Source organism: Stenotrophomonas sp. RIT-551, assembly GCF_026241915.1.
GTDB classification, from domain to species: Bacteria; Pseudomonadota; Gammaproteobacteria; order Xanthomonadales; family Xanthomonadaceae; genus Stenotrophomonas; species Stenotrophomonas bentonitica_A.
The window spans coordinates 234,070-255,259 of record NZ_JAPJIU010000002.1; the positions used below are offsets into that span (position 1 = coordinate 234,070).

Annotated in this window: 17 protein-coding genes; 1 reads left to right on the forward strand and 16 read right to left on the reverse strand. The window is 67.2% G+C overall.

What is annotated here, in order from left to right; translation table 11 throughout:
- Positions 1-42 precede the first annotated feature (42 nt).
- Positions 43-2,775 carry a preprotein translocase subunit SecA gene (secA, locus tag ORK51_RS03765; RefSeq protein WP_019182478.1) on the reverse strand — a complete coding sequence of 911 codons (2,733 nt, stop codon included), beginning with the start codon at positions 2,773-2,775 and terminating at the stop codon, positions 43-45.
- Between the two features lie 168 nt (positions 2,776-2,943).
- Positions 2,944-3,894, reverse strand: a complete 951-nt coding sequence (locus ORK51_RS03770; RefSeq protein WP_019182479.1) for a M23 family metallopeptidase — start codon at positions 3,892-3,894, stop codon at positions 2,944-2,946.
- A 12-nt stretch (positions 3,895-3,906) separates the two neighbouring features.
- Between ORK51_RS03770 and ORK51_RS03775 the strand changes: the two genes are divergently transcribed.
- Positions 3,907-4,347 (forward strand): DciA family protein, encoded by a 441-nt coding sequence (locus tag ORK51_RS03775; RefSeq protein WP_026069663.1) that lies wholly within the window; start codon positions 3,907-3,909, stop codon positions 4,345-4,347.
- A gap of 295 nt (positions 4,348-4,642) precedes the next feature.
- Here the strand turns inward: ORK51_RS03775 and lpxC are convergent, their stop codons facing one another.
- The 14 genes from lpxC to rsmH form a co-directional block, all read right to left on the reverse strand.
- A complete protein-coding gene (gene lpxC / locus ORK51_RS03780; protein WP_019182481.1) occupies positions 4,643-5,554 on the reverse strand; it encodes a UDP-3-O-acyl-N-acetylglucosamine deacetylase in 912 nt (303 codons plus the stop codon).
- A 216-nt stretch (positions 5,555-5,770) separates the two neighbouring features.
- On the reverse strand, positions 5,771-7,003 hold the full coding sequence (gene ftsZ, locus ORK51_RS03785; protein WP_019182482.1) for a cell division protein FtsZ: 1,233 nt from the start codon (positions 7,001-7,003) through the stop codon (positions 5,771-5,773).
- Positions 7,004-7,283: 280 nt separating this feature from the next.
- Positions 7,284-8,519 carry a cell division protein FtsA gene (gene ftsA, locus ORK51_RS03790; protein WP_017355446.1) on the reverse strand — a complete coding sequence of 412 codons (1,236 nt, stop codon included), beginning with the start codon at positions 8,517-8,519 and terminating at the stop codon, positions 7,284-7,286.
- On the reverse strand, positions 8,516-9,277 hold the full coding sequence (locus ORK51_RS03795) for a cell division protein FtsQ/DivIB (protein WP_019182483.1): 762 nt from the start codon (positions 9,275-9,277) through the stop codon (positions 8,516-8,518). Before ORK51_RS03795 ends, ftsA begins: the two co-directional genes overlap by 4 nt.
- Positions 9,274-10,257 (reverse strand): D-alanine--D-alanine ligase, encoded by a 984-nt coding sequence (locus tag ORK51_RS03800; protein ID WP_070471725.1) that lies wholly within the window; start codon positions 10,255-10,257, stop codon positions 9,274-9,276. Before ORK51_RS03800 ends, ORK51_RS03795 begins: the two co-directional genes overlap by 4 nt.
- Positions 10,254-11,690, reverse strand: coding sequence for a UDP-N-acetylmuramate--L-alanine ligase (gene murC / locus ORK51_RS03805; RefSeq protein WP_019182485.1), 1,437 nt, complete (start codon positions 11,688-11,690; stop codon positions 10,254-10,256). The genes ORK51_RS03800 and murC overlap by 4 nt, the downstream gene beginning before the upstream one ends.
- Before the next feature lie 37 nt (positions 11,691-11,727).
- Positions 11,728-12,822 carry an undecaprenyldiphospho-muramoylpentapeptide beta-N-acetylglucosaminyltransferase gene (gene murG / locus ORK51_RS03810; RefSeq protein ID WP_266084124.1) on the reverse strand — a complete coding sequence of 365 codons (1,095 nt, stop codon included), beginning with the start codon at positions 12,820-12,822 and terminating at the stop codon, positions 11,728-11,730.
- On the reverse strand, positions 12,819-14,147 hold the full coding sequence (ftsW, locus tag ORK51_RS03815; RefSeq protein ID WP_070426622.1) for a putative lipid II flippase FtsW: 1,329 nt from the start codon (positions 14,145-14,147) through the stop codon (positions 12,819-12,821). The genes murG and ftsW overlap by 4 nt, the downstream gene beginning before the upstream one ends.
- Positions 14,147-15,232, reverse strand: coding sequence for a phospho-N-acetylmuramoyl-pentapeptide-transferase (gene mraY, locus ORK51_RS03820; RefSeq protein WP_019182488.1), 1,086 nt, complete (start codon positions 15,230-15,232; stop codon positions 14,147-14,149). The genes ftsW and mraY overlap by 1 nt, the downstream gene beginning before the upstream one ends.
- A complete protein-coding gene (locus ORK51_RS03825; RefSeq protein ID WP_266084128.1) occupies positions 15,222-16,616 on the reverse strand; it encodes a UDP-N-acetylmuramoyl-tripeptide--D-alanyl-D-alanine ligase in 1,395 nt (464 codons plus the stop codon). Before ORK51_RS03825 ends, mraY begins: the two co-directional genes overlap by 11 nt.
- Positions 16,613-18,115 carry a UDP-N-acetylmuramoyl-L-alanyl-D-glutamate--2,6-diaminopimelate ligase gene (locus tag ORK51_RS03830; protein ID WP_070426620.1) on the reverse strand — a complete coding sequence of 501 codons (1,503 nt, stop codon included), beginning with the start codon at positions 18,113-18,115 and terminating at the stop codon, positions 16,613-16,615. Before ORK51_RS03830 ends, ORK51_RS03825 begins: the two co-directional genes overlap by 4 nt.
- Positions 18,112-19,956 carry a peptidoglycan D,D-transpeptidase FtsI family protein gene (locus ORK51_RS03835; protein WP_266084131.1) on the reverse strand — a complete coding sequence of 615 codons (1,845 nt, stop codon included), beginning with the start codon at positions 19,954-19,956 and terminating at the stop codon, positions 18,112-18,114. The genes ORK51_RS03830 and ORK51_RS03835 overlap by 4 nt, the downstream gene beginning before the upstream one ends.
- Positions 19,953-20,216 carry a cell division protein FtsL gene (ftsL, locus tag ORK51_RS03840; RefSeq protein ID WP_019182492.1) on the reverse strand — a complete coding sequence of 88 codons (264 nt, stop codon included), beginning with the start codon at positions 20,214-20,216 and terminating at the stop codon, positions 19,953-19,955. Before ftsL ends, ORK51_RS03835 begins: the two co-directional genes overlap by 4 nt.
- The gene (gene rsmH, locus ORK51_RS03845; RefSeq protein WP_070426618.1) at positions 20,213-21,181 is read right to left on the reverse strand and encodes a 16S rRNA (cytosine(1402)-N(4))-methyltransferase RsmH; all 969 of its coding nucleotides are present in this window, start codon (positions 21,179-21,181) and stop codon (positions 20,213-20,215) included. Before rsmH ends, ftsL begins: the two co-directional genes overlap by 4 nt.
- Positions 21,182-21,190 lie beyond the last annotated feature (9 nt).

The following is a 21,190-nucleotide window of genomic DNA, read 5'->3' on the forward strand; positions in this document are numbered from 1 at the left end:
GATCATCCGATCAGCCAATCAGCCAATCAGCCAATCAGCCAATCAGCTCAGCTGACCATGGCAGTGCTTGTACTTCTTGCCGCTGCCGCACGGGCACGGATCGTTGCGGCCGACCTTCGGCTCATCGCGGGTGACCTGCGGCACGCCGTTCTGGGCGGCCTCCACCTGCGCGGCCTCTTCGTCCGCACCGTAGCCGCCGGCGTCCTGGTGCTGGAACTGCGACTGCAGCAGGCGTGCTTCGGCCTGCTGACGCTCGGCCTGCTCCAGTGCCGCCACTTCCTCTTCGCTGCGGATGCGCACGCGCGCCAGCAACGTCACCACTTCGCGCTTCACGTTCTCCAGCATTTCCGAGAACAGCTCGAAGGCTTCCTTCTTGTACTCCTGCTTCGGCTGCTTCTGCGCATAACCGCGCAGGTAGATGCCCTGGCGCAGGTAATCCATGCGCGCCAGGTGCTCCTTCCAGCTCTGGTCCAGCACGGTCAGCATCACGTGCTTTTCCAGCGCGCGCATGGTCTCGTCGCCCACGCCGGCTTCCTTCGCGGCGAAGTGCTCGTCCACCTTGGCCTGCACCTTCTCGGCGATGCCTTCGGCGTCCAGTTCCTCGTGTGCCTTGACCAGCTCGGTCAGCGACATGTCGATGCCGAAGTCCGAGGCCAGCGTCGCTTCCAGACCCTGCAGGTCCCACTGCTCATCGATCGAGTTCGGCGGCACGAAGCGCGCCACCACATCGAAGATCACGTCGCCGCGGATGCCATCGACGTTCTCCTTCACCGACTCCGCATCCAGCAGTTCGTCGCGCTGGCTGTAGATCACCTTGCGCTGATCGTTGTTGACGTCGTCGAAGTCCAGCAGGTTCTTGCGGATGTCGAAGTTGTGCGCTTCGACCTTGCGCTGCGCCTTCTCGATCTGGCGGCTGACCAGACGATCCTCGATGACGTCGTCTTCCTTCATGCCCATCATGCGCATCGCCTTCTGGACCCAGTCCGAGGCGAAGATGCGCATCAGGTTGTCTTCCAGCGACAGGTAGAAACGGGACGAACCCGGATCGCCCTGGCGGCCCGAACGGCCACGCAGCTGGTTGTCGATACGGCGCGATTCGTGGCGCTCGGTACCGACGATGTGCAGGCCACCGGCCGCCTTGACCGCGTCATGGCGCTTCTGCCACTCGGCCTTGACCTGGGCGCGCTGCTCGTCGGTGGCGTCTTCGCCCAGCTCATGCAGCTGCGCTTCCAGCGAACCACCGAGCACGATATCGGTACCACGGCCGGCCATGTTGGTGGCGATGGTCACCGCGCCCGGCATGCCGGCGTTGGCGATGATGGTCGCTTCGCGGTCGTGCTGCTTGGCGTTGAGCACTTCGTGGTGCACACCGGCCTTGGTCAGGTGCTCGGACAGCATCTCCGAGGTTTCGATCGAGGTGGTACCCACCAGCACCGGCTGGCCGCGCTCGTTGCAGGCCTGGATATCGGCCAGCACGGCGTTGAACTTGCCGTTGCGGTTGAGGAACACCTGGTCCGAACCGTCCTTGCGGATGGTCGGGCGGTTGGTCGGGATCACCACCACTTCCAGGTTGTAGATGCTCTGGAATTCGTAGGCTTCCGTATCGGCCGTACCGGTCATGCCGGACAGCTTCTTGTACATGCGGAACAGGTTCTGGAAGGTGATGCTCGCCAGGGTCTGGTTCTCGCGCTGGACCGGCACGCCTTCCTTCGCTTCCACCGCCTGGTGCAGGCCATCGGACCAGCGGCGGCCGGCCAGGGTACGGCCGGTGAATTCATCGACGATCACCACTTCGCCATCGCGCACGATGTAATCCACGTCGCGCTGGTAGATGGCATGCGCGCGCAGGGCGGCATTGAGGTGATGCACCACGGTCAGGTTCTGCGCGGCGTACAGGCCTTCGGTCTCGGCATTGAGGATGCCGGCTTCGACCAGCAGCGCCTCGGCATGCTCCATGCCCGCTTCGGACAGATGGACCTGCTTGCCCTTCTCGTCCACCCAGAAATCGCCCTCGCCTTCCTCGGCATCCTGCTTGATCAGGTGCGGGACGACGCGGTTCACGCGGATGTACAGCTCCGGGGAGTCATCGGCCGGGCCGGAGATGATCAGCGGGGTACGGGCTTCATCGATCAGGATGGAGTCGACTTCGTCGACGATGGCGTAGTGCAGCCCGCGCTGGTAGCGGTCCGCACGGGACAGCGCCATGTTGTCGCGCAGGTAATCGAAGCCGAATTCGTTGTTGGTGCCGTAGGTGATGTCGCTGGCGTACGCCTCGCGCTTGTCGCCGTGCGGCATGCCCGGGTAGACCACGCCCACGCTCAGGCCCAGCCAGTTGTAGAGCTTGCCCATCTGCGCCGAGTCACGGCGGGCCAGGTAGTCGTTCACGGTGACCACGTGGACGCCCTTGCCTTCCAGCGCATTGAGGTAGACCGGCAGCGTGGCGACCAGGGTCTTGCCTTCACCGGTGCGCATTTCGGCGATCTTGCCCAGGTGCAGGACCATGCCGCCGATCAGCTGGACGTCGTAATGGCGCATGCCGAGCACGCGGCGGCTGGCTTCACGGCAGACCGCGAACGCTTCGGGCAGCACCTTGTCCAGGGCTTCACCGTCAGCGATGCGCTGCTTGAACTCCGGGGTCTTGGCCTTGAGCTGCTCGTCGGAGAGCTTTTCGATTTCCGGCTCCAACGCATTGACCTTGGCGACGATGCGGTTGAGCTGGCGCAGCTGTCGTTCATTACGACTGCCGAAGACGCGGGTAAGCAGGCTGTTGATCATTGAAGGAACCGGTTGGAATGAGACGCCCCAACGGCGGCGCTCTCCCCGGGGGATGCGCACGCCGCAAACGAAACAGGGCGCACCGCGCCCTGTCTATGGCAACACCCATTGTAGCTTGGGACGGGGGTCCGGCGTTTCAAGCACCCCCGTTCAAGTTCGTTACCGTGATCAGCCCCGCGAAACGCGGCCGACCGGGGTGTTGCCGCCATCACCGAGGAACTTGCGCGGATTGACCACCTGGCCGCGTTCCCAGACCTCGAAGTGCACGTGGGCACCGGTGGAACGGCCCGTGGAACCGGCCTTGGCCACTTCCTGGCCGGCCCGGACCAGATCGCCCGGCTTCACCACCAGGCGCGAATTGTGCGCATAGCGGGTCACATAGCCGTTGCCATGGTCCACATCGACCACGTTGCCGTAACCGCCCTTCACACCGGCGAAGCTGACCACGCCATCGGCCACCGACATCACCGGGTCACCGACCTTGGCGTGGAAATCCATGCCCTTGTGGGTGGCCGCACCGCGACCGAACGGATCGCTGCGGGTACCGAAGTTGGAGGTGATGTAGGTGTTGCGGATCGGCATGCGCGAGGGCACGGCATTCTGTTCGAGCTGGTGGTCGAACATCAGCGATTCCATCACCGACAGCTGGCGGCCTGAAGCAGCAAAGCGCTGCTCCAGCACCTGTAAGTCGGCGTTGACCGCGCTGACCGGGATGTCCTGGGTCGGGCCGGGCTCGCCTTCACCGAGGCCGGGGGTCTCGTTGAAGTCGAATTCGCCGTCTTCCAGTTTGCCCATCTGGGTGAGTCGTTCGCCCAGGGCGTTGAGACGGGTGGCCTGCGCCTGCAGCTCGCCCATCCGCGCTGCCAGCGCGTTGACCTGGGTCTGGGCGTCCTTCTGGGCCTGCGCCAGTTCGCGTTCCTGCTGTGCGACCTTGGCGTGGAGCCGGGAATCGTTGAACATGCTGCCACCGATACCGGCACCGAAGCCGATCAGGCAGCCCACCCCCAGCACACTGCCCAGCAGGGCACGGGGGGAATCTTCGAAGTAGAAACGCAAACGCGCCAGCGGCGTCTTGGCCTGTCCTTCACGCGTTTTGATTACGATCTTTTTGAATGCCATCAGTGAGTTTTCATGTCTGAGCCGAAATCCAGTGCCCGTTCCCCATCCACGCCGAAGCCGGCGCTGGATGCGGTCATGGCGGACAAAGCCGGTAACCCGCTGCGTCGTGCCTTGTGGCTCGACGCGCTGGACCGTCAATTGCGCCCCCATTTGCCGCCTGCACTGGCCACCCGTTGCCGGCTGGCGAATGTAAACGGCGAGCACCTCGTTTTTCTCGTCGAATCTCCCGTGTGGCACGCCAAGGTCCGGCTTGCCGAAGCACAGTTGATCGACGCGGCCCGGTCCATCGGGCTGAAGGTCACCAAGGTGACCGTCAAAACAGCGTCCGCCCCTCCCCCACGCTCCCCAGCGATCGACAACAGGAATGGCCCCCACGCTGTTTCAGCCGCCACGCACAAAGGGCTACGCGACGCGTTGGCTTGTCTGCGCGACGTGGATTCCTCCAAGTCGTGAAGCCATCGGGGCATCCCGCCCCTTCCCGGCCGCGTCACGATCACGTGAACTTTGGCTGGGAGCCGGTCTGCACTGTAGCGGCGTCGGTGCCGCCAGTCGTTAGTGTTTTATTAAATTAACGTTAAATTCGGCACAAACCTTGATGAGGTTCACAAATCTGTGCGCTGTGCACCCCTACGGTTCATTGACGTCAAGATCACGCGGCGTTGAGCCCGTCCTGACCCCCTGAAACAGAAACGGCGCCTTGGGCGCCGTTCTATTTTCTATAAAATCAATGGGTTGGCCAGCACTTGGCTCAGGCGTAGGCCGGCAGACCATAGACGACGGGGGCCTCGACCGCAGGCGACTCGTAGCTGACCCATTCCCACGCGCTGGCATCGGCCAGCAGGGCGCGTACCAGCTTGTTGTTGAGCGCATGGCCGGACTTGAAGCCCTCGTAAGCGCCGAGCACCTGGCCACCGGCCAGGTACAGATCGCCGATCGCGTCGAGGATCTTGTGGCGCACGAACTCGTCGGCGTAGCGCAGGCCGTCGTCGTTGAGCACGCGGAACTCGTCGAGCACGATGGCGTTGTCCATCGAACCGCCCAGGCCCAGGTTGCGCTCGCGCATGTATTCCAGATCCCGCATGAAGCCAAAGGTCCGGGCGCGGGAGATTTCCTTGGTGTAGGCCAGGGTCGAGAACTCGATTTCGGCGCGCGACTGCTTGGCCGGGATCATCGGGTGGTTGAACTGGATGGTGAAGCCGAGCTTGTAGCCTTCGTACGGCTCGAAGCGGGCGACCTTGTCGCCATCGGTGACTTCCACCGTCTTGAGAATGCGGATGAAGCGTTTCGGCGCGTCCTGTTCGGCGATGCCCGCCGACTGCAGCAGGAACACGAACGGGCCGGAGGAACCGTCCATGATCGGCAGCTCGGCCGAGGACAGCTCCACGATGATGTTGTCCACACCCAGGCCGGCCAGGGCCGACATCAGGTGTTCGACGGTCTGGATCTTGGCCTCGTGGTAGGTCAGGCCGGTGCACAGCGTGACTTCGGTGACCAGGTCCGCACGCGCGGGCACTTCCACCACCGGGTCCATATCGACGCGGCGGAACACGATGCCATGGTTGACCGGGGCCGGGCGCAGGGTCATGTAGACCTTGTCACCGCTGTGAAGGCCGACGCCGGTGGCGCGGATCGTGTTCTTGAGGGTGCGTTGCGGGATCATCGGGGGGCAGGACCAGAAAGCGCGCGGTCAGCGCGGCTGTGACAAACAAGAATAACACGCACTACCGCTGTCCCTTCCGTGAACCGTGGTGCGTCGACAGCACTGCCCGGACGTGCGCGATGCACGACGGCGGTCAGACTGCCGGGCCGATCCTGGCCCGGCAGCATGGGACATGGAGGTGCTTACCGGGGAGGACAAGGCCCCGGCCAGCGTTACTCAGTCCGCCTGGCGGCGCAGGAACGCCGGGATGTCCAGGTAATCGTTGGGCAGTTCAGCGGCGGCCGGACCCGAAGCGCTCGGAGCCGACGGTGCCACGGTGTCGGCGCTGGGACGACGCAGGCCCATGCCCATGCCCATCCCGCCGACGGCCTTGGAGACCGCATCGCCGCCGTTGTCGAATTCGCCGAACTCCGGCTGGCCGGTGGTGGCGTTGCGGACCAGCTTGATCGGTGCGCGCTCGCCCGGACGCTGGGTCTTGGCGGTGACGGCACGGTTCAGGCCGGTGGCGACCACGGTCACGCGGACTTCGTCCTGCATGTCCGGGTCCAGCACGGTACCCACGACCACGGTGGCATCTTCGGAGGCGAAGCCATCGATGGTGCGGCCGATCTCGTCGAACTCGGCCATCGTGAAGTCGGCGCCGGCGGTGATGTTGACCAGGATGCCGTTGGCACCGGCCAGGTTCACATCGTCCAGCAGCGGGTTCTGGATGGCGGCTTCGGCCGCGGCCTGGGCGCGGTCATCGCCACGCGCGGTGCCGGTGCCCATCATCGCCAGGCCCATTTCGGACATGACGGTGCGCACGTCGGCGAAGTCGACGTTGATCAGGCCCGGACGCACGATCAGATCGGCGATGCCCTGCACGGCGCCCTGCAGCACGTCGTTGGCGGCACGGAAGGCCTGGATCATGGTGGCGTTGCGGCCCAGCACGGTGATCAGCTTTTCGTTCGGGATCGTGATCAGCGAATCGCAATGCTGGCTCAGCTCTTCGATGCCCTTCAGCGCGACCTGCATGCGGCGACGGCCTTCGAACGGGAACGGCTTGGTGACCACGGCGACGGTCAGGATGCCCATCTCCTTGGCCAGCTGCGCCACGACCGGGGCTGCACCGGTGCCGGTGCCGCCGCCCATGCCGGCGGTGATGAACACCATGTCCGCACCCTGCAGGGCATCCATGATGCGCTCACGGTCTTCCAGCGCGGCCTGGCGGCCGACTTCCGGGTTCGCGCCTGCGCCCAGGCCCTTGGTGACGTTGGTACCCAGCTGCAGCTGCAGCTTGGCACCGCAATTCTTGATGGCCTGCGAATCGGTGTTGGCGGTGATGAATTCCACGCCGTCCACACTGGTGCTGACCATGTGCGCCACGGCGTTACCGCCGCCGCCGCCCACGCCGATCACCTTGATCACCGCATTGGGTGCCATCTTTTCAATCAGTTCGAAATGCGCCATGTCCGTGTCCTCGTGTTGCCGTTTACGCGGGACGGGGGCTTCGGAGAATCCTTCTCCTGTCCTCCCCACCGTCGTGCCGGCGAGTTGTAGTTGGTATGCCGGGCTGGATAGAGCCAACCGCGGCGGTGTTGCCTGCTTCAGTGGTCGGCCAGGTGGCCGGGTAATGCGCTTGCTGTGTACGTCGTGATGCGGGGTGTTGCGGCGTTGCGTGGACGGTGTGTGGATTTTTCGGGAACTGCTTATCGCTTATTGCATGTGTACTGCGTGTTGCGGGCCGCGATCAGAACTCGCCGCGGAACCAGGTTTTGAGCTTCTTGAACATGCTGCCGGCGCGGCCGGTCGGCAGCGACGGGCGACGCGGGTGTTCGATCTGGCTGCCCATCAGCAGCAGGCCCACGCCGGTGGCATGCACCGGGTTGCCCACCACTTCGCCCAGACCGGTGACGTGCTGCGGGATGCCCACGCGTACCGGCATCTGCAGCATTTCCTCGGCCAGTTCGACCACGCCTTCCATCTTCGAAGCGCCGCCGGTGAGCACCATGCCGGCGCGCACCAGTTCCTCGAAACCGGAGCGGCGCAGTTCGGCCTGCACCATCTCGAAGATCTCTTCGTAGCGGCCCTGCACCGCCTGGGCGAGTGCATGGCGCGGCATCCGGCGCGGCGGACGATCGCCGACGCTGGGCACCTGGATGCTTTCCTCGGCGGTGGCCAGCTGGGCCAGGGCGCAGGCGTAGCGCACCTTGATCTGCTCGGCTTCCGGGGTCGGCGTGCGCAGCATGTGCGCGATGTCGTTGGTGACGTGGTCGCCGGCGATCGGCAGCGAGGCGGTGTGGCAGATCGCGCCCTGCACGAACACGGCCAGGTCGGTGGTACCGGCGCCCATGTCCACCAGCACCACGCCCAGCTCGCGCTCGTCGGCGGTCAGCACGGCCACGCTGGAGGCCAGCGAGGACAGCACCAGGTCATCGACCTGCAGGCCGCAGCGCTGCACGCACTTGGAGATGTTGGCGGCGGCCGACTGTGCGCACACCACCAGGTGGGCGTGCACCTCCAGGCGCACGCCGGTCATGCCGACCGGATTGCGGATGCCTTCCTGCGAATCATCCAGCACGTACTCGCGCGGGATCGCATGCAGGATCTTCTGGTCGGCCGGGATGGCCACCGCCTTGGCTGCGTCCAGCACCCGGTCCAGGTCGCCCCAGGTCACTTCGCCGTCGCGGATCGGCACGATGCCGGGCGAGTTCTTGCACTGCACGTGGTTGCCGGAGATCGAGGCGTACACCGAGCGGATCTCGCAGCCGGCCATCAGCTCGGCCTCTTCGACCGCACGCTGGATGGACTGCACGGTCGATTCGATATCCACCACCACGCCGCGCTTGAGACCGCGCGATTCGTGCGAGCCGATGCCGATGACCTCGATCGGATTGCCCGGCGAATACTCGCCGACCAGCGCCACCACCTTGGAGGTGCCGATGTCCAGACCGACGATCAGTGATTTGTCACCCTTGCGATTCATGTCCTGTCCTGCGTCCTGTGCGCCACATTGGCCGGCGCGGCCGGTGCGGCCGGCGTCGCCGGAGCCGGGGTACCCCAGCTCAGTGTGAAACCATTGGTATATCGGAGGTCGGCGCGCTCGATCGGCGCCGCCTGGTTGGCCAGCTGCGGCAGCACGCGCACGAAGCGCTGCAGGCGCGAGCGGGCATCGTCGCGGCCGACGACCACTTCAGTGCCGTTGCTCAGCACCAGCGACCAGCTGCCGCGTGCGTCCATGGTGACCCGCTTGACGTCCACCCCGGCCGGCGCGAACAGCGCGCGCGCATCGTTGTAGAGCGCCACCACTTCTTCGGTCTGGCTGTCCGGACCATCCAGGTCGGGCAGTTCCAGGTCCTGCAGTTTCTTGGGCGTGGCGAACAGCTTGCCCTGCTCGGAGAGCAGGCGGTCATGGCCCCAGCGCGCGAACGGCTTGTGCTCGACCAGGGTGATTTCCAGCACGTCGGGCCACTGCTTGCGGACCTGCGCGCTTTCCACCCACGGCAGCGTTTCGATGGCGTCCTGCGCATCCTGCAGCTTGACCGCGAAGAAGCCGGACTTCGCATACGGCAGCACCACCTGCTGCAGCTGCTCGGCCGGCACCCGCTTGAACTCACCGTGCACACGCAGCTTGGCCAACGGCCACCGCTCGGCACCGACCCAGCCGTTGAGCACCGCCACCACGGGCAGTGCCACGACCGACAGGGCCAGCAACCAGACGAAGATGCGCAGCACCGCGTTCATGCGTGGCGGTTCTCCTGCGCTGCGTGACCCGGCAGGGTCTGTTCCAGTACGCGCCAGACCAGCTCTTCAAAGCCGATCCCGGCCTGGCTGGCCGCCTTGGGCACCAGCGAATGGCTGGTCATGCCCGGCGCGGTGTTCACTTCCAGCAGGTAGAAGCGGCCCGTGCTGCGGTCGCGCATCACGTCCACCCGGCCCCAGCCGCGGCAACCGGCAGCGCGGAACGCGGCCAGGGCGAGGCGGCGGATCTCGATCTCGTCCTCGCCTTCCAGCCCCGGGCACAGGTACTGGGTGTCCTCGGCGATGTACTTGGCGTTGTAGTCGTACCACTGGCCCTTGGGCACGATGCGGATCGACGGTAGCGCCTGGTCGCCCAGGATCGCCACGGTCAACTCGTCGCCGACCACCATCTGCTCCATCAGCAGCTGGCCGTCATAGCGCACTGCCAGTGCAACCGCCTCATCCAGGCCGGCCTCTTCCACCACGCGGCTGATGCCGACGCTGGAGCCTTCGTTGGCCGGCTTGACCACCACCGGCAGGCCGAGCTCGGCTGCGGCGGCGTGGACATCGGAGGCCTGGTCCAGCGCGATGAAGCGCGGGGTCGGCAGGCCGTGCGAGATCCACACCTGCTTGGTGCGGATCTTGTCCATGCTCAGCGCCGAGCCGAGCACGTCCGAGCCGGTGTACGGCACGCCGAAGGCCTCCATCAGGCCCTGCACGATGCCGTCCTCACCACCGCCGTTGTGGCCGTGGAGGATGTTGAAGACGCGGTCGAAACGCTTCTCGACCAGCGCCAGCGCCAGGGCCGGGATGCCATCGACGGCGATCGCATCGACGCCGCGGGCGCGCAGCGCTTCGATCACGTTGCGGCCCGAATCCAGCGAGACGTTGCGCTCGCTGGAGGTGCCACCGAGCAGCACGGCAACGCGGCCGAACATGGCCGGATCGGTGAGGCGCAGTGGCGGGAAGGTCAGCGCGTTCATGCCGCCGGGGCCTCCTGGAAGCCTTCGCCGGCGATCTGCTGGGCGATGTAGCCGATGTCGCCTGCGCCCATCATCAGCAGCAGGTCACCGTCCTGCAGGACGTCGGGCAGCACGTGCGCCAGTTCGGCGGCGTTGCCGACCACGACCGGCTCGCTGCGGCCACGCGCGCGGATGGCGCGCGCCAGCGAACGCGAATCGGCCCCCGGGATCGGCGCCTCGCCGGCCGGATAGACCTCGCTCAGCACCAGTGCGTCCACTTCGGAGAGGACCGCCGCGAAGGCGTCGAACTGATCGCGGGTGCGGCTGTAACGGTGTGGCTGGAACGCCACGACCAGGCGCTGGCTCGGCCAGCCGCCGCGGGCGGCGGCGAACACGGCGGCCAGTTCGCGCGGGTGGTGGCCGTAATCATCGATCACACGCACCTTGGCACCGGTGTGCGTGGTGACGATGCCCAGATCGTTGAAGCGGCGGCCGATGCCGGCAAAGCTTTCCAGCGCGCGCGCGATCGCCTCCGGCGCCACGCCCAGCTGCCAGCCCACGGCCGCGGCGGCCAGGGCGTTGAGTACGTTGTGCGCGCCCGGCAGGGCCAGCGTCACCGGGTGGCTGCTGCCTTCGGGCAGGCGCAGGGTGAAGCGCATGCGCGGGCCGTCCTGGACCACATCCTCGGCGCGCACGTCGGCGTTGCTGCTCATGCCATAGCTCATGACATGGCGCGGCGTCTGCGCGGCCAGCGCAGCCACTTCCGGATCATCGATGCACAGCACCGCCAGGCCGTAGAACGGCAGGCGCTGCAGGAACTCGGCGAACGCAGCCTGGACCCGGGCGAAATCGTTGCCGTAGTTTTCCAGGTGGTCCGAATCGATGTTGGTGATCACCGAGACCAGCGGGTTCAGGCGCAGGAAGCTGCCATCGCTTTCATCGGCTTCGGCCACCAGCCACTGGCCACTGCCGAGCTTGGCGTTGGCACCGGCAGCGAGCAGCTGGCCGCCGATCACGAAGGTCGGGTCCAGCCCGCCTTCGCTCAGCACCGCGGCCGTCAGGCTGGTGGTGGTGGTCTTGCCGTGCGTGCCGGCCACCGCGATCCCGCGGCGGAAACGCATCAGTTCGGCCAGCATCGCCGCGCGCGGCATGATCGGAATGCGCTGGCTGCGCGCTTCCATCAGCTCGGGGTTGTCATCGCGGATCGCGCTGGAGACCACCACGCAGTCGGTGCCGAGCACGTTGGCAGCCGAATGGCCACGCATCACGCGCGCACCCAGGCCGGCCAGGCGACGGGTCGCGGCGTTGTCGGCGTTGTCCGAACCGGACACTTCATAGCCCAGCGTCAGCATCACTTCGGCGATGCCGCTCATGCCGGTGCCGCCGATGCCGACGAAGTGCACGCGCGGGAACGCACGTACCAGGTCGTTGGTGTCGTGGAGGCGGCGGATCATGCGCGGCCTCGCGCCAGGCTGGCGCGCGTAGCGGTGTTCATTTGGATTCCTCGAGAATGATGTCGGCGATGCGCTCAGCGGCATCGACCTTGGCCAGGGCACGCGCGGCGTTGGCCATCTGCATGCGTCGGGCGGAATTTTCGGACAGATCGCGCAGCACGCCGTCCAACTGCGTCGCCAGCGTTTCATCCTGCTTCAGCAACACGGCCGCGCCGCGCTCGACCAGATACTCCGCATTGCGGGTCTGGTGATCGTCGACGGCCGCCGCGAACGGCACCAGCACACTGCCCACGCCGACCGCGCAGAGCTCGGCCAGGGTGGAGGCACCGGAACGGCACACCACCAGATCGGCCCAGGCGAACGCCTCGGCCATATCGGCGATGAAGGGTTCCACGCTTGCCTGCACGCCGGCATCGGCATAGGCCTGCAGCGCTTCGGCATGCAGCTTCTCGCCGCTCTGGTGACGCACCTGCACCGGCATGCCGGCGCCCAGTGCGGCCAGCGCCTTGGGCACCGCGTTGTTGAGCACGCGTGCGCCCTGGCTGCCACCGAGCACCAGCAGGCGCAACGGGCCCTGGCGATTGGCCAGGCGCAGATCCGGCGGCGTGATCGCGGCGATCTCGGCACGCACCGGATTGCCGACCGCTTCCTCGCGCTTGGCGAAGCTGCCCGGGAAACCGGACAGCACGCGGCGCGCGACGTGCGACAGCACGCGGTTGGTCATGCCCGGGGCGCGGTTCTGTTCGTGCACCAGCAGCGGCAGGCCGTGCAGGCGCGCGGCGATACCGCCCGGGCCGGAGGCGAAGCCACCGAAGGCGATCACCGCACGCGGCTGGCGATCGCGGATCAGGAAGCCGGCCGCGCGGATCGCACGCAGCAGCCGCAGCGGCGCGCCGAGTAGGGCCAGCTTGCCCTTGCCGCGCAGGCCGCCGATGGCCAGCGTGTCGATGGGGATGTCGTGCTGCGGCACCAGGCGCGTTTCCATCGCGCCATCGGCACCCAGCCAGGTCACCGGCACGCCGCGCTCGCGCAGCACCTTGGCCACGGCCAGGCCCGGGAAGATGTGCCCCCCGGTACCACCGGCCATGATCATGACCGGGCGACGGGACGGATCGAGGCGAGGCGTGCTCATCCCATCCTCCCCAGCGTCGGCTCGATGCGCTGTTGCATGCGGCTGGTGCCACGGGTGGAGCTGTCGCGCGGTGCGGCATCGCGGTTGCCGCTGTCCTGCATCGCGGCGGCGACCGCACTGGCGCTCTCCGCCCTGGGCGCATCCCCCGGCAGCGGACCCTCCTGGTCGGCACCCATGCGCACGGCCTGGCGGCGCTCGGCGCGATCCAGTTCGTAGGAGACGCGCAGCAGCAGGCCCATCGCCACGCAGGTCATCAGCACGCTCGAGCCGCCCGAGGAAATCAGCGGCAGGGTCAGCCCCTTGGTCGGCAGGATGCCCAGGTTGACCCCGATCGAGACGAAGCTCTGCATGCTGATCCACAGGCCGATGCCGAAGGCGATGTAGCCGGAGAAGTGGCGCTTCATTTCCACGCAGCGCATGCCCAGCCAGAAGGTGCGGCCAACCAGCAGTGCGTACAGCGCGATGATCAGGCAGGTGCCGAGGAAGCCCAGCTCTTCGGCGGTGACCGAGAAGATGAAGTCGGTATGCGCTTCGGGCAGGTAATAGAGCTTCTGCACCGAGTTGCCCAGGCCCACGCCGGTCCACTCGCCGCGGCCCACGGCCATCAGCGCGTTGGACAGCTGGTAGCCGTCGCCCTGCTGGTCGGCCCACGGGTCCAGGAAGGAGGTGATGCGGCGCATGCGGTACGGCTCGATGATCGCCAGCGCGCTCATGCCGACCATGCCGATGATCACCGGCATGGACATGCGCGGCATGTTGACCCCGCCCAGCACCAGCATGCCGGCGGTGATGGCCAGCAGCAGCGTGGACGAACCGAAGTCCGGCTGCAGCAGCAGCAGCACCACCAGCGCGCCGGCCACGCCGAGCGGCTTGAGCATCGCCGGCCAGGTGGCATTGACCTCATCGCGGAAGCGGACCAGGTAGCTGGACAACCACACGATGTAGAGCACCTTGACCGCTTCGACGGTCTGGAACTTGGAAATGCCCAGGTTGATCCAGCGGCGGGCACCGTTGACGCTGCTGCCCAGGCCCGGGATGAACACCACCACCAGCAGCGCGAAGCAGCCCAGCAGCAGGATCTGGTTGTACTGCTCGATGCTCTTGAGCTCGGTGCGCATGGCGATGATCGCCAGGCCGATACCCACCGCCAGGAAGATCAAGTGGCGGTTGAGGTAGTAGAACGGGCTGCTCATCAGCGCGATCGAGCTCGACGCGACCATCACCACGCCCAGCCCGGTGAGCGCGATGATCGCGCCCAGCAGCCACTTGTCGAAGTGGCCTCCGATGGCTTCAAGGCGGGTTGCCTGGCGCGAGAGGTCGTTCATCAGCGGACCTTCAACGTGGCCAGGCCGATCAGGACCAGCACGACCGAGATGATCCAGAAGCGCACGATCACGCGCGGCTCCGGCCAGCCCTTCAGTTCGAAGTGGTGGTGGATCGGCGCCATGCGGAACACGCGCTTGCCGGTCAGCTTGAACGAGGCGACCTGGATCATCACCGACAGCGTCTCGATCACGAACACGCCCCCCATCACCACCAGCACCAGTTCCTGGCGGGTGATCACCGCGATCGTGCCCAGCACCGCGCCCAGCGCCAGCGCGCCGATGTCGCCCATGAAGACCATGGCCGGATAGGTGTTGAACCAGAGGAAGCCCAGCCCTGCGCCGGCGATCGCCGCGCAGATGATGACCAGCTCACCGGCGCCCGGGATCTGCGGGATCTGCAGGTAGCTGGAGAACACCACGTTGCCCGAGGCGTAGGCGAACACGCCCAGCGCGCAGGCCACCAGCACGGTCGGCATGATCGCCAGCCCGTCCAGGCCGTCGGTCAGGTTGACCGCGTTGGAGAAGCCGACGATCCAGAAGTAGGCGATGGCCACGAAGCTGATGCCGGCCAGCGGCAGCGCGATCGACTTGAACATCGGGATGTAGAACGTCATCGCCGCCGGGACATCGGCGGTGTAGAACAGGAACAGACCCGCCGCGAGGCCGAAGATCGACTGCAGCAGGTACTTCCAGCGCGACTTCAGGCCGTTGGGATCACGACGGACGATCTTGATCCAGTCGTCGTACCAGCCGATCGCACCGAAGCACAGCATCACCGCCAGCACCAGCCAGACGTAGCGATTGCGCAGGTCGGCCCACAGCAGCACCGACAGCGTGATCGTCAGCAGGATCAGCGAACCGCCCATGGTCGGCGTGCCGGCCTTGGAGAAATGGGTCTGCGGCCCGTCCTTGCGGATCGGCTGGCCGCCCTTGAACTGGGCAAGCTTGCGGATCATCGCCGGGCCGAGCCACAGCGACAGGAACAGGGCGGTCAGCGCCGCGAGGATGCCGCGCAGGGTCAGGTAGCCGAACAGCCCGAACAGGCTCTCCAACTGCTGCAGCCATCGGGCCAGTTCAAGCAACATTGGGGGTTTCCTCTCCTTGCGCGAGCAGCGCTTTGACGATCGTGTCCATGGCGCTGCCACGCGAGCCCTTGACCAGGCAGCGCACGCCGGCATGCAGTTCGGTGGCGAGCGCGGCGGCCAGGGCCTGGTGGCTCTGGAAATGCTGACCGCCTTCACCGAAGGCGGTCGAGGCGGCGGCGCTCAGCGGACCAAGCGTGTACAGCCGCGCCAGGCCAGCCTCGCGCGCACGGCGGCCGGCCTGCGCATGCAGCGCCTCGCCGTCCGGGCCGAGTTCGCGCATGTCGCCGAGCACCAGCCAGCCTTCTTCCTTCGCGCCTGCCAGGGCATCGATGGCCGCGGCCAACGAGCCGGGGTTGGCGTTGTAACTGTCATCGATCAGCACCGCGCCGTTGGGCAGCTGGTGCGCGATCTGGCGGCCCGGGACCGGCTCGGCGCGGGCCAGGCCGGCGGCGATCTGCGCCACCGGAAGGCCTGCGGCCAACGCCAGCGAGGCAGCGGCCAGGGCATTGCTGATGTTGTGCCGGCCCGGCAGGCCCAGCGTGATCTCTGCATCGCCCTGCGGCGTGGACAGCACGAACTGGCTGCCCTGCGCGGCCGGACGGATCGCACGTGCGGTGACATCGGCGCTGTGGTCCAGGCCGTAGCGCAGCACGCGGCAGCGCGGCGGCTGGCCGACGATGTGCTGTTCGAACCAGATCCCGAAGGCGTCATCGGCATTGATCACGGCCACGCCATCGGAGGGCAGCGCCGCGTAGATCGCACCCTTGGTGGTGGCCACGCCCTGCAGGCTGCCCATGCGCTCCAGATGCGCCGGCGCGATGTTGTTCACCAGCGCGTAGTGCGGGCGCACGATCTCGGTGAGGTAGGCGATATCGCCCGGCTTGCCGGCGCCCATCTCGTAGACGGCGTAGTCGGCATCTTCCGGCGCATCGAGGACCGCCAGCGGCAGGCCGATCTCATTGTTGCGGTTGCCCGGGTTGGCGTAGACCACCTTGCGGTCGTCCCGTGCCACCTGCTCCAGGATCGCCAGCAGCAGGCTCTTGACGCTGGTCTTGCCGTTGCTGCCGGTGATCGCGAACACCTCGGTGCCGCGGTCGCGCTGCATGCCGGCGGCGATGCGGCCCAGGGCGTGCTCGCTGTCGGCAACCACGATCTGCGGCAGGGCCACATCCAGCAGGCGCTCGACCAGCATCGCCGAAGCACCGCGCGCCAGGGCGTCGGCTGCGAAATCATGACCATCGAAACGCTCGCCGCGCAGCGCCACGTACAGGCTGCCCGGGGCAAGCGTGCGGGTGTCATTGCTGATCGCATCGATGGCGGTGTCTTCGCCATGGATCTCGCCACCGGCCCAATGGGCGATCAGCGACAGCGGCGTGCGCTTCATGGGGCCTCCCTGCGCAGCGTGCCCGCGTTGTCTACGCGCGCGGCCAGCACTCGGCCGGCCACCTCGGTGTCGTCGAAGGCGTGCTTGACCCCGTCGATCTCCTGGTAGGGCTCATGTCCCTTGCCGGCGATCAGCACGATGTCGCCCGCGCCGGCCTGGCCGATCGCAGCAGCGATCGCGGCGGCACGGTCGCGCTGCACGGTGACCGCCGCGGGTGCGTCAAATCCCTTGAGGATGTCGGCCACGATCACGTCGCCGTCTTCGCCGCGCGGATTGTCGTCGGTGACGATCACCACGTCGGCATGCTGTTCGGCGATGGCGGCCATCTGCGGGCGCTTGCCGGTATCGCGCTCGCCGCCGCAGCCGAACACGCAGACCAGGCGGCCGGCCAGATGGCCCTGCACGCTGGTCAAGGCCTGTTCCAGCGCATCCGGGGTGTGGGCGTAATCGACCACCACGGTGGGCAGCCCACCCTCGCCGCCCAGGCGGTTCATGCGGCCGGCAATCGGCTGCAGCTGCGAGAGCAGCGCGGCGATCGCGGCCGGGATGTGGTCCAGCGCATACAGCGCACCGGCTACGGCCAGCAGGTTGTCCACGTTGAAACGACCGAGCAGCGGCGACTGCACCGGATGGCGCTGGCCGTCGACCACCAGGTCGAAGGCGATGCCGCGCCCATCCAGGGTGAGCGAATCGGCGCGCAGGGTGGCCTGTGCGGCACCGCGCGAGCTGACGCCGATCGGGCGGACGCTCGCGCCGACGGTGCGCAGCAGCTCGCTGCCGAAGCTGTCATCGAGGTTGACCACGGCAGCCTTCAGACCATCGCGGTGGAACAGCCTGGCCTTGGCCGCACCGTACTGCGCCATGTCACCGTGATAGTCGAGATGGTCACGGGTGAGATTGGTGAACACCGCCACGTCGTAATGCACGGCGTCCACGCGGCCCTGGTCGAGCGCGTGCGAGCTGACTTCCATCGCCACGGCCTGGGCGCCGGCATCGCGCAGCTGCGCCAGCACCTCATGCATTTGCAGCACCAGCGGCGTGGTGAACCCGGTCGGCACGACGTTGCCGTACAGACCCACGCCCAGCGTGCCGATGCTGCCACTGGCGGTGCCGAGCAGGTGCCAGGCCTGGGCCAGCAGCTGCACGGTGGACGTCTTGCCGTTGGTGCCGGTCACCCCGACCATCGTCATCGCGCGCGAGGGATGGCCGTGGAACTGGTCGGCCATCGCGCCCATGCGGTTGCGCAGACCCGGCACGGCGATCGCATCGGCCGGCGCCGGCAGCTCGGCCGGGGCCGGCGGGTCGAACAGGATCGCCGCAGCGCCATTGGCGCGCGCCTGGTCGACAAACCCCAGCCCGTGCGCGCCGAAACCGGCGATCGCCACGAAGGCGTTGCCCGGGCGCACCGCGCGGCTGTCCAGCACCAGGCCGGTGAGGGTCGGATCGTGGCTCAGCGCCACATCGGGAAGCAACTGCGAAAGCAACATCGTCTGGCTCATTGGGTGCCTCCCTGCGCGGGCGGCACCGTGGCGTGCGCGCTGGGCAGCGCGGCATCGAATTCTGCGGCGGCGTCGGGTGCGATCACCGTTTCCGGCGGCGGCATCGGCAGCACCGAGGCCGAGTGGCCCATCTTTCCGGACTGCTGGGCGGCCAGCCACGACTCGATGTCATCCGGCGGCACGTCCATCAGGCGCAGTGCGCCTTCCATCACGTTGTGGAACACCGGTGCGGACACCAGGCCGCCGTAGTACTTGCCGGCCTGCGGGTCGTTGATGACGATCACCGTGGCAAAGCGCGGGTTGGTGGCCGGCACCACACCGGCGAACAGCGCGTTGTAATGGCCACGCTCGTAGCCGCCCGGGCCGGCCTTTCGGGCCGTACCGGTCTTGCCGGCCACGTGGTAGCCCAGCACCGCGGCCTGCTTGGCGCCGCCCTGGGTGACCACGGTTTCCATCATCGCCACCACTTCCTTGGCGATGTTCTCATCGATGATCTGCTTGCCTTCGTTGCGCTGGCCTTTGACAAAGGTCGGCGCGATCAGCTTGCCGCCGTTGCCCAGCGCCGAGTAGGCGGTGGCGATCTGCAGCGGGCTGACATTCAGGCCGTAGCCATAGGACATGGTGGTCTTGGACGGACCACTCCAGCGCGCCGGGCGCGGCAGCACGCCGGCCGATTCGCCGGGGAAGCCGCTGTGCGGGGCGACGCCATAACCGAAGCTGTGAATGTGGTCGTAGAAGACTTGGTCCGGCATCTTGGCGGCGATCTTGGCCGCGCCGATGTTCGAGCTGCGGGTGATCACGCCGGTGACGGTGAGCACGCCATTGTTCCGCGGCACGTCCTTGATCGTGTAGCGGCCCAGCGCCATGTAGCCCGGGTTGGTATCCACCGTGGTGTCTTTGGTGACCACGCCGGACTGCAGCGCCGAGGCGATGGTCAGCGGCTTCATGGTCGAACCCGGCTCGACCAGATCGGTCACCGCGCGGTTGCGGCGGGTGTCCGGCGCAGCGCCACCCACGGCATTGGGGTTGTAGGTGGGCAGGTTGACCATGGCCAGGATCTCGCCGGTGGCCACATCCATGATCACCATCGAGCCACCCGCAGCCTTGTTCTCGATCAGCGCGTTGCGCAGCTCCTTGAAAGCCAGGAACTGGATGCGGCGGTCGATGCTGAGGGTGAGGTCCTTGCCCGGCTCGGCGGCGCGCAGCAGATCGCTCTCCACCGTGTCGCCCTTGCGGTTGCGGATCACGCGCTTGGCGCCTGCCTTGCCGCGCAGCCATTCGTCGAAGGCCAGTTCCAGCCCTTCCTGGCCGCGGTCGTCGATATTGGTGAAGCCGAGCACGTGCGCCATCGCCTCACCCTGCGGATAGAAGCGACGGAACTCGCGCTGCGAGGCCACGCCCGGGATCTTCAGCGCGACCACCTTTTCCGCGTCGTCCGGGTTGATCCGGCGGCGCAGGTACATGAATTCCTTGTCCGCCTTCTGCGAGAGCTTGGAGGTCAGCTCGTCCAGCGGCATGCCCAGCGCGGTGGCCAGCTCCGGGATGCGGTCCGGGGCGCGCAGCAGTTCCTGCGGGTTGACCCAGATCGAGGCGACCGGCGTGGAGACCGCCACCGGTTCGCCATTGCGGTCGGTGATCATGCCGCGCGAGGTGTTGATCGGCAGTTCGCGCAGGTAACGCGCTTCGCCCTGGCGCTGGTAGAACTCGCTGTTGATGATCTGCACGTAGGCGGCGCGACCGACCAGCGAGACCGAGCACAAGCCCAGCGCCAGCCCCACCCACTTCAGGCGCTGGCGGAGGTTGAAGCTGTTGCGCGCACGGTTGCGCCCGGACTTGTTCATGGCCGGATCACCACGACATCGGCCGCTTCGGGGAACTTCATGCCCAGGCGCTCGCGGGCGACGCGGTCGACCCGGGTGGCCTCGGCCAGGGTGGCCTGCTCGAGCTGCAGGCGACCGAACTCGATGTTGATCTCATCGCGCGCCCGCTCAACCCGGGACAGCTCCACGAAGGTCTGGCGGTGGCGATGGCGCATGAACACCACGCCGATCGCCGAGGCGACGGTGCAGGCCAGCAGCACGATCAACAGCAGGCGGCTCATCCGGCCACCTCGCACTTCTCGGCGACGCGCAGCACGGCGCTGCGCGAGCGCGGATTGACCGCCAGCTCGTCATCGTCGGCCTTGATGGCGCCGCCGTGCAGCACCAGGGTCGGCACGAACGGCTGCGCCTCGGGCAACCGGCGGTTGCTCGGCGGTGCCTTGGCATGGCGGTTCATGAACTGCTTGACGATGCGGTCTTCCAGCGAATGGAAGCTGATCACGGCCAGGCGGCCACCGGGCTTGAGGCGCGCCAGGGCGGCATCCAGGCCGGCCTCAAGGTCGGCCAGTTCGCGGTTGATGTGGATGCGGATCGCCTGGAAGCTGCGCGTGGCCGGGTTGATCTTGTCCTTGCCACGCGGCATCACGGCGGCGATGGCATCGGCCAGTTCGGCGGTGCGGCTGAACGGCTGCTTCTCGCGGCGGGCCACCAGCGCGCGGGCGATGCGCCGGCTCTGGCGCTCTTCGCCATAGGTCCACAGGATATCGGCGATCTCGCGCTCTTCGGCACGGTTGAGCCACTGCGCCGCGCTTTCGCCGCTGTCCGGGTCCATGCGCATGTCCAGCGGGCCGTCCTTGCCGAAGCTGAAGCCCCGCTCGGCGACATCCAGCTGGGGCGAGGACACGCCCAGGTCGAACAGCACGCCATCCAGGCCCTGCGCGGTGGCCTCCCAGTGCAGCAGATCGGCGAAGCTGCCACGGAAGATCGAGACGCGCGGGTCCGGCGCGAAATCACGCTCGGCTACCGCAATCGCCTCGGGATCCTTGTCCATGACCAGCAGCCGGCCTCCGGGACCGAGTTGCTCGAGCACGCCGCGGGCGTGACCGCCACGACCGAACGTGCCATCGAGATACACTCCGTTTTCGATCACCTTCAGGCCATCCAGGACCTGCGTGTACAGGACCGGCAGGTGGCCTGCCGGCGACTGCGACACCGGAAGGTGACCGGTCTGCGCTGCTCCGCGCATCCGGGCACC

Bases quoted from the DNA above. Each gene is read 5' to 3' on its own strand.
- secA (WP_019182478.1), bottom strand. From the start codon at position 2,775: ATGATCAACAGCCTGCTTACCCGCGTCTTCGGCAGTCGTAATGAACGA.
- ORK51_RS03770 (WP_019182479.1), bottom strand. From the start codon at position 3,894: ATGGCATTCAAAAAGATCGTAATCAAAACGCGTGAAGGACAGGCCAAG.
- ORK51_RS03775 (WP_026069663.1), top strand. From the start codon at position 3,907: ATGTCTGAGCCGAAATCCAGTGCCCGTTCCCCATCCACGCCGAAGCCG.
- lpxC (WP_019182481.1), bottom strand. From the start codon at position 5,554: ATGATCCCGCAACGCACCCTCAAGAACACGATCCGCGCCACCGGCGTC.
- ftsZ (WP_019182482.1), bottom strand. From the start codon at position 7,003: ATGGCGCATTTCGAACTGATTGAAAAGATGGCACCCAATGCGGTGATC.
- ftsA (WP_017355446.1), bottom strand. From the start codon at position 8,519: ATGAATCGCAAGGGTGACAAATCACTGATCGTCGGTCTGGACATCGGC.
- ORK51_RS03795 (WP_019182483.1), bottom strand. From the start codon at position 9,277: ATGAACGCGGTGCTGCGCATCTTCGTCTGGTTGCTGGCCCTGTCGGTC.
- ORK51_RS03800 (WP_070471725.1), bottom strand. From the start codon at position 10,257: ATGAACGCGCTGACCTTCCCGCCACTGCGCCTCACCGATCCGGCCATG.
- murC (WP_019182485.1), bottom strand. From the start codon at position 11,690: ATGATCCGCCGCCTCCACGACACCAACGACCTGGTACGTGCGTTCCCG.
- murG (WP_266084124.1), bottom strand. From the start codon at position 12,822: ATGAGCACGCCTCGCCTCGATCCGTCCCGTCGCCCGGTCATGATCATG.
- ftsW (WP_070426622.1), bottom strand. From the start codon at position 14,147: ATGAACGACCTCTCGCGCCAGGCAACCCGCCTTGAAGCCATCGGAGGC.
- mraY (WP_019182488.1), bottom strand. From the start codon at position 15,232: ATGTTGCTTGAACTGGCCCGATGGCTGCAGCAGTTGGAGAGCCTGTTC.
- ORK51_RS03825 (WP_266084128.1), bottom strand. From the start codon at position 16,616: ATGAAGCGCACGCCGCTGTCGCTGATCGCCCATTGGGCCGGTGGCGAG.
- ORK51_RS03830 (WP_070426620.1), bottom strand. From the start codon at position 18,115: ATGAGCCAGACGATGTTGCTTTCGCAGTTGCTTCCCGATGTGGCGCTG.
- ORK51_RS03835 (WP_266084131.1), bottom strand. From the start codon at position 19,956: ATGAACAAGTCCGGGCGCAACCGTGCGCGCAACAGCTTCAACCTCCGC.
- ftsL (WP_019182492.1), bottom strand. From the start codon at position 20,216: ATGAGCCGCCTGCTGTTGATCGTGCTGCTGGCCTGCACCGTCGCCTCG.
- rsmH (WP_070426618.1), bottom strand. From the start codon at position 21,181: ATGCGCGGAGCAGCGCAGACCGGTCACCTTCCGGTGTCGCAGTCGCCG.